Annotated in this window: 6 protein-coding genes and 1 tRNA gene; 5 read left to right on the top strand and 2 right to left on the bottom strand. The window is 73.6% G+C overall.

The window, feature by feature from the left end; all coding sequences use genetic code 11:
* Both RIN80_RS25310 and RIN80_RS25315 read right to left on the bottom strand, forming a co-directional pair.
* Positions 1-684, bottom strand: a 684-nt coding sequence (locus RIN80_RS25310) for an NAD(P)-dependent oxidoreductase (RefSeq protein ID WP_309097961.1), incomplete at its 3' end; no start/stop codon positions are given.
* A 121-nt stretch (positions 685-805) separates the two neighbouring features.
* Positions 806-878 (bottom strand) — tRNA-Arg (locus RIN80_RS25315).
* Positions 879-1,199: 321 nt separating this feature from the next.
* On the opposite strand from RIN80_RS25315, the gene RIN80_RS25320 reads away from it, so the two are divergent.
* From RIN80_RS25320 to RIN80_RS25340, 5 genes are all read left to right on the top strand, one after another.
* Positions 1,200-2,807 (top strand): dynamin family protein, encoded by a 1,608-nt coding sequence (locus RIN80_RS25320; protein WP_309097962.1) that lies wholly within the window; start codon positions 1,200-1,202, stop codon positions 2,805-2,807.
* Positions 2,808-2,810: 3 nt separating this feature from the next.
* Positions 2,811-4,631 carry a YfjP family GTPase gene (locus RIN80_RS25325; protein ID WP_309097963.1) on the top strand — a complete coding sequence of 607 codons (1,821 nt, stop codon included), beginning with the start codon at positions 2,811-2,813 and terminating at the stop codon, positions 4,629-4,631.
* A gap of 210 nt (positions 4,632-4,841) precedes the next feature.
* The gene (locus RIN80_RS25330) at positions 4,842-5,318 is read left to right on the top strand and encodes a single-stranded DNA-binding protein (RefSeq protein WP_309097964.1); all 477 of its coding nucleotides are present in this window, start codon (positions 4,842-4,844) and stop codon (positions 5,316-5,318) included.
* A 274-nt stretch (positions 5,319-5,592) separates the two neighbouring features.
* A complete protein-coding gene (locus RIN80_RS25335; RefSeq protein ID WP_309097965.1) occupies positions 5,593-6,999 on the top strand; it encodes a Cys-Gln thioester bond-forming surface protein in 1,407 nt (468 codons plus the stop codon).
* An 84-nt stretch (positions 7,000-7,083) separates the two neighbouring features.
* The coding region (locus RIN80_RS25340; protein WP_309097966.1) for a dehydrogenase at positions 7,084-7,293 on the top strand (210 nt) is incomplete at its 3' end.

The following is a 7,293-nucleotide window of genomic DNA, read 5'->3' on the forward strand; positions in this document are numbered from 1 at the left end:
CTTGAGCAGGGCGAGTTCGGCGGCCCCGAGCAGGCCGCGGGTGCGGTCGCTCAGCGCGAGGTGGACCGAGACGAAGTCGCTGTCGGCGAGCAGCCGCTCCTTGGAAGCGGCGAGTCCCACCCCCACCTCCTCGGCCCGCTCCCGGGTGAGGTTCTGGCTCCAGGCGCAGACCCGCATGCCGAAGGCGAGGCCGACCTGGGCGACCCGGCTGCCGATCTTCCCCAGACCGAGGAGCCCGAGACGACGGCCGTGCAGGTCGGCGCCGACCGTGCTCTGCCAGGGGCCGCCGGAGCGCAGGGCGTCGCTCTCCTCGACGATGCCGCGGGCGAGGCCGAGCAGCAGCGCCCAGGTCAGTTCGACGGGCGGGGTGGAGGAGCTGGCCGTGCCGCACACCGTGACGCCGTGCGCCTCGGCGGCCGCGTAGTCGATGACGGAGTTGCGCATGCCGGAGGCGACGAGCAGTTTCAGCCGGGGCAGCCGGGCGATCAGCGAGCCGGGGAACGGCACGCGCTCGCGCAGGGTCACGACGATGTCGAACTCGGCGAGGGCGGCGGCCAGGGCGTCCTCGCCGTCGAGGTGCCGGTCGAACGACACGACCTCCACGTCGTCGGTGACGGCCGACCAGTCGGCGACCTCGGTCGCCACCATCTGGAAGTCGTCCAGCACAGCACAACGCAGCCGCACGGGGTGCCCCTTTCACGGGTCGTGATCCGGGGCCCATGATCGCGCGTGGGCTGGGGTGCGGGAAGCCCGGGCAGCGGCCCGGAAAGCAGAAACGCCCTCCCAGGGGGAGGGCGGAGACTTGCGCCCCCGGCAGGACTCGAACCTGCGGCCAAGCGCTTAGAAGGCGCCTGCTCTATCCACTGAGCTACGGGGGCCGGGTGTGGTGGCCTCTGTCTGGGTGCCCGGGTGTGGGCCGATCCGTGACGTTGCCGGGGACAAGGATAGGGCTCCCGCGTCCTTGTCCCTGTTGCTTCGCCTCCGTGGCTCGATGTGGAGGTTCGGTGAAGCGGTCCTGATAATCGCAGGCAGGTACGAATCGTGCATCGCTTTTGGCGTCTGACGCATCGGGTGTTGTGCACTCGTTATGCCTGGACTGTGCCCGTGTCCCAGTCGCCCCTTCCGTCCCTTGTGTTCTGTCGGCGCGCAGACATGCTCATATGCTTCAGAATTCCCCTAAAATTGGGCATTCTTCACATGTGGTGACCTTGGACGTACGGCCTCAGCTGCTCGACGCACTCTCCGCCCTGCGCGACCGTGTCGCCGCCGCACGCTTTCCGCTGCCCCTGGCGGGGGCCCCACGCGCGCGTGCCAACCGCGACGAACTGCTCGCCCAGCTCGACGACTACTTGGTGCCCCGGCTGAGGGACCCCGAAGCGCCACTTCTGGCCGTCGTCGGCGGCTCCACCGGCGCCGGGAAGTCCACCCTCGTGAACTCCCTCGTGGGGCGGCGCGTCAGCGAGGCGGGCGTGCTGCGGCCGACGACCCGGACCCCCGTGCTGGTCTGCCATCCGGAGGATCACCACTGGTTCAGCGGGATGCGGGTGCTGCCCGACCTCACCCGCGTATGGGTGCCCCAGCAGGACGCCACGGACGACCTGCTGCTGCCCGGCGAGAACCCCGCGCGCGTGCTCCGCGTCGAGACCGCCGAGACCCTGCCCCCCGGCCTCGCCCTGCTCGACGCGCCCGACATCGACTCCCTGGTCGCCGACAACCGCGTCCTGGCCGCCGAACTCATCTGCGCCGCCGACATCTGGGTGATGGTCACCACGGCCGCCCGCTACGCCGACGCCGTCCCCTGGCACATGCTGCGCACGGCCAAGGAGTACGACGTCACCCTCGTCACCGTGCTCGACCGGGTGCCCCACCAGGTGGTCAACGAGGTGTCACGGCAGTACGGGGCCCTCCTCACCAAGGCGGGGCTCGGCGAGGTGCCGCGCTTCACCGTGCCGGAACTGCCCGAGTCCGCCTGGGGCGGCGGCCTGCTGCCCGCCACCGCAGTCGCCCAGCTGCGCAACTGGCTCATCCACCACGCCCAGGACCCCGCGGCCCGCCGGCAGGTCCTGGCCCGTACCGCGTACGGCGTCCTCGACTCCCTCAAGTCCCGGATGCCGGAGCTGGCCGGCGCCGCCGCCGCGCAGTACGCCGCCGCCCTGCGCCTCACCTCGGCAGTCGAGGGGGCGTACGACAGCGAGCACGCGCGCGTGCGGGCCCGGTTGCAGTCCGGGGCCGTGCTCGCCGGCGACGCGCTCAAGCGGTGGCGCGCCTTCCCCCTGGACTGCACCGCCGCCGAGCTCCTCGACGCGCTCGTCGAGAGTCTGAGCGCGCTGCTGCTGTGTGCCGTCACCGCCGCCGACGAACGCGTGGACGACGCCTGGCGGCGCGAACCGGCCTCGGCCGCTCCGGAACTCGTCGCGCGGGAACCCGCGGCGGACAGCGCCGAGCACCGGATCGGGCTCGCCGTCCGGCGCTGGCGGCGCGAGCTGGAGGAGCACGCCGAGGACGAGGTACGCGAGCTGGACCGCGCCCTCGCGCCCGACCCCGAGCTGGTCGCCGCCCTGGTGGCCACCTCGCTGCTCGGCGGCCGCCGGGGCCGCATGGCCGGGGAAGGGCTCGCCGAGCGGATCGGCGCCCACGGCGCGCTGCGGCTGCGCGACCGGGCCGGACGGCTGCTCGGCGAGCACGTCGACCGGGTCCTGCACGCCGAACGCGAGCGCCGGCTCGCCCCGCTCGACGCCCTCGGCATCCACCCCGAGCCACAGGCCGAACTCATCGCCGCGCTGTCCGTACTGCAGAAGGAGAGGTGACCGGTGACCGCCATCACTGATCAGGACCCCACCGAGCACGCCGATCAGCCGGACGGCGAGGCGAACCGGGCACGCGGCGCCGCGGGCCCCTCCCCGGGCACCGCGCGGGGCGAGCGCGCGGCCCGTACGGACTCCCCGGAGTCCTGGGACGACGGACTCATCGCCCGCCGGGTCACGGAGACCACCGACGGGACCGCGTTCCCCGCACTGGACAGCCGCTCCGTCGCCCCGGCCACGGTGACCCCGCTGGTCTACGACGGCCCCCTGCGCTCCCGGCTCGAAGCCCTGCGCGAACTCGTGGGCCTCTCCCGCACCCGCCTCGACAGCCGCACCCTGTCCGAGGCCGGCCGGGTCCTCGACGAGGCGTCCGCCCGGCGCAGGCTCTCCGGGCAGCACACCGTCGTCGCCATCGCGGGCGCCACCGGCAGCGGCAAGTCACAGCTGTTCAACGCGCTCGCCGGGGTGGCCATCTCGGAGACCGGGGTGCGCCGCCCCACCACCGCGGCGCCCATCGCGTGCAGTTGGAGCGACGGGGCCGCGAGCCTCATCGAGCGACTCGGCATCCCGCCCCGGCTGCGGCGGCGGCCGCTGCCCTCCGGGGACGGCGAGTCGCCGCTGCGCGGACTCGTCCTGGTCGACCTGCCCGACCACGACTCCGCCGCCGTACAGCACCGCGAGCACGTCGACCGCATCCTGGCGCTCGTCGACGCGGTCATCTGGGTCGTGGACCCGGAGAAGTACGCCGACGCCCTCCTGCACGAGCGCTACCTGCGGCCGATGGCGGCCCACGCCGAGGTCATGTTCGTCGTCCTCAACCAGATCGACCGGCTGCCCGGGGAGGCCGCCGAGCAGGTCCTCGACGACCTGCGGCGGCTCCTCGACGAGGACGGCATCGCCCTCGGGGAGTACGGCGAGCCCGGTACGACCGTCCTCGCGCTCTCCGCGCTCACCGGCGACGGCGTAGGCGAACTGCGCGAGGCGCTGGGCCAGTTCGTGTCCGAGCGCGGCGCCCCGGCCCGGCGCATCTCGGCCGACGTCGACATCGCCGCGGCCCGGCTGCGGCCCGTCTACGCCACGCGGCGGCGGACCGGACTCAGCGAACAGGCCCGGGAGGAGTTCGCCGACCGGCTCGCGGACGCCGTCGGGGCCACGGCGGCGGGCGAGGCGGCCGAACGCGCCTGGCTGCGCAACGCCAACCGCGCCTGCGGCACGCCCTGGCTGCGGCTGTGGCGCTGGTACCAGGACCGCGGCGAGCCCGCCACCGGCCGGATCCCCTCCCGTGCGCAGGCGGACGAGGAGGCGACCGCACGGCAGCGGGTCGAACAGGCGGTGCGCACGGTGGCCGACCGGGCCTCGGCCGGACTGCCCGCGCCGTGGGCCCAGGCGGTGCGCGAGGCGGCCGCCCGCGGCGCGCAGGGGCTGCCCGAGGCGCTGGACGAGCTGTCCGTGCGCGCGGGGGTACCGGCCGGGCGGCCGCCGCGGCCGGGCTGGTGGCCGGTGGCGGTGCTGTCCCAGGCGTCCATGACGATCCTGCAGTTCCTGGGCGGGCTGTGGCTGCTGGGCCAGATCATCGGGTTCATGGCGCCGAACCTGGGCGTGCCGGTGCTGCTGATGGTGATCGGCATCGTCGGCGGTCCGCTCATCGAGTGGAGCTGCAAGATGGCGGCCCGCGGCCCCGGCCGGCGTTACGGCCTGGAGGCCGAGCGGCGACTGCGGGAGGCGGCGGCCGGGTGCGGCAGGGCGCGGGTGCTGGATCCGGTGGCGGCGGAGCTGCTGCGGTACCGGGAGGTCAGGGAGCAGTACGGCAGGGTGGTCCGGGCCTGAGGCCCCGGCGGAGAGCCTGCCCCTCCGCTGCGGCCGCTCCGCGTCACCCGTGCGGGTGACGGAGTTGTCCACAGGTGAGAGGGCGGTCCACAGCGTTCAGCGGGCCCGGCCCGGCGGCGGCAGTCTGGGGGACACAGCCGTACGGGACGGGCCCGTACGCGTGTCGGCCCGGTGCCGTGATCCGTGGGCCGGGCGAGGGAGGGGTACGCGATGAACGAGACGATGGTGTGCGCGGTCGGCAGGGTGGCGACGCAGCCGGTGTACCGGGAGATGGCGTCCGGGCCGTCGGCGAGGTTCCGGCTGGCGGTGACCGCGCGCTACTGGGACCGCGAGAAGAACACGTGGACGGACGGGCACACCAACTTCTTCACGGTGTGGGCCAACCGCCAGCTCGCGACGAACACGGCGGCGTCGCTGACGGTGGGCGAGCCCGTGATCGTGCAGGGCAGGCTCAAGGTGCGCACCGATGTGCGCGAGGGGCAGAGCTGGACCTCGGCGGACATCGACGCGGTCGCGATCGGCCACGACCTGGCCTGGGGCACCTCCGCCTTCCGGCGCGGAGGCAAGCAGGAGGCGACGGCGCCGCCGCCCCGGCCGGAGCCCAACTGGGAGACTCCGCCGGACAGTTCGGGCGACACCCAGGAGGCGGTCCGGCAACGGTCGGACGAGCCGGCGCTTTTGACGTGACGTCAGTCACCGCCGCTCCGTCCGAACTGCGGCTTATCGACGGGTGTGCACCCGAACGACCAGGGTGGACATGTCGATAAGCCCTGCTCACCAGGGTCTCGGCGATAACGATTCCGAGTCGGAATACTCATCGGACCGTCTGACCGGCGGGCGGGCTCCGCCGCCTCCCTAGGATGCCGGAATGGCTCTTGAGGCTCCTGGGGCCAGAGATGCTTTCGAAATCTGCAGGTGGGACCGTCCCCCCACGTCACAGGTCCCGCTCGAAGGAGATGTGGTGTTTGCTTCGGTGTCGGCGGTGTTCGCACGCAGGCAAGGGGCGGCCCGCTTCGCCGCCACGACGCTGGTGACCGGGCTCGTCGCCGCGGGCGCGCTGGCCGGTGCCGGCCCGGCGGCCGCCGACGAGACGACGCGCAGCCAGGGCGGAGCGACCGCGACGATAGCCGGGCTCAAGACGTACGGCACCGCCGTCATACAGGGCGCCACCGGCGAACAGCAGGTGTCGGCGGGGCTGTTCGAGATGTCCGTCGAGGGCGGAGGCATGCTGCAGACGTACTGCGTCGACCTCCACAACCCGACGCAGCGGGACGCCAAGTACCACGAGACGCCCTGGAGCGGCACGTCCCTGGGCGTCAACAAGGACGCCGGCAGGATCCGCTGGATCCTGCAGAACTCCTACCCGCAGGTCAACGACCTCGCGGCGCTCGCCCGGAAGGCGGGAGTCCGCGGTGCGCTGACCGAGCAGGACGCGGCGGCCGGCACGCAGGTGGCGATCTGGCGCTACTCGGACGACGTGGCCGTCGACGCGCTCGACCCCCAGGCCGAGCAACTCGCCGACTACCTGCAGAAGAACGCCCGCGCCCTGCCCGAGCCCCAGGCCTCGCTGACCCTCGACCCGCCGGCCGTCTCCGGCCGGCCGGGCGAGCGGATCGGCCCGGTGACGGTGCGCACCAACGCCGGTGCCGCGACGCTCACCCCGCCCGCGGACGCCGCCACGAGCGGAGTGCGCATCGTCGACCGGCGTGGCGAGGAGGTCACTTCGGCGTCCGACGGCGGGCAGGTGTTCTTCGAGGTGCCCGAGGACGCGGCGGCCGGTTCGGCGGCGCTGACCGTGCAGGCCTCGACGACCGTGCCGGTCGGCCGCGCCTTCGCCTCCGAGAGCCGCAGCCAGACGCAGATCCTGGCCGGCTCCAGCGAGTCGACGGTGTCGGCGACGGCCGGGGCGACCTGGGCGAAGGAGGGCGCGATCCCGGCCCTGTCGGCGGTGAAGAACTGCGCCGAGGGCGGCGTGGACGTCATCGCGGCGAACAAGGGCGACGAGCCGTTCACGTTCGACCTGGTCGGTCTGGAGCACACCATCGCCCCGGGCGAGACCCGGACGATCACGGTCCCCCTCCAGGAGGACCAGGCCTACGACTTGACGGTCCGCGGCCCCGGCGGCCTCACCCAGCGCTTCACCGGCATGCTGGACTGCCAGATCCAGGGCGCCGAGCCGGACACCAGCACGCAGACCCTGACCGAACCGAGCCCGGCCGTGCAGGGCTCCGCCACGGACACCAACCTCGCCGAGACCGGCAGTTCGGGTCTGACGCCCCTGATCGGCGGCATCGCCATCGGCTTCGTCCTGATCGGCGGGGCGACCCTGATCGTGCTGCGCCGCAGGGAGGCATCGGCCGGGGACTGACGCGCCGGACATCCCAGACGCCCGCGGTCGACTGCGATACCGGCCGTGGGACTCCGATCACCGGGCGGTCGTGCCCAGGGTGTCGTGCCCAGGGTTCCTCGCACGGCCGACCCTTACCCGTCCTGTCCCGAGTGCGGCAAGCCCCTGACGGCCGGCGGTCTGGTGCTGTCGGCGGACGGCGACGGGCGGAGGGCCTGCCGCTCCCTGCGGCGGTGCGCCGACCGGCACACCTGGTGGCGCTGGACACACCGGCCGGACGACCCGCTGGAGCTCTGCCCGGTTCCCGAGCTGTTC

The organism is Streptomyces sp., from assembly GCF_031181705.1.
Classification (GTDB): domain Bacteria; phylum Actinomycetota; class Actinomycetes; order Streptomycetales; family Streptomycetaceae; genus Streptomyces.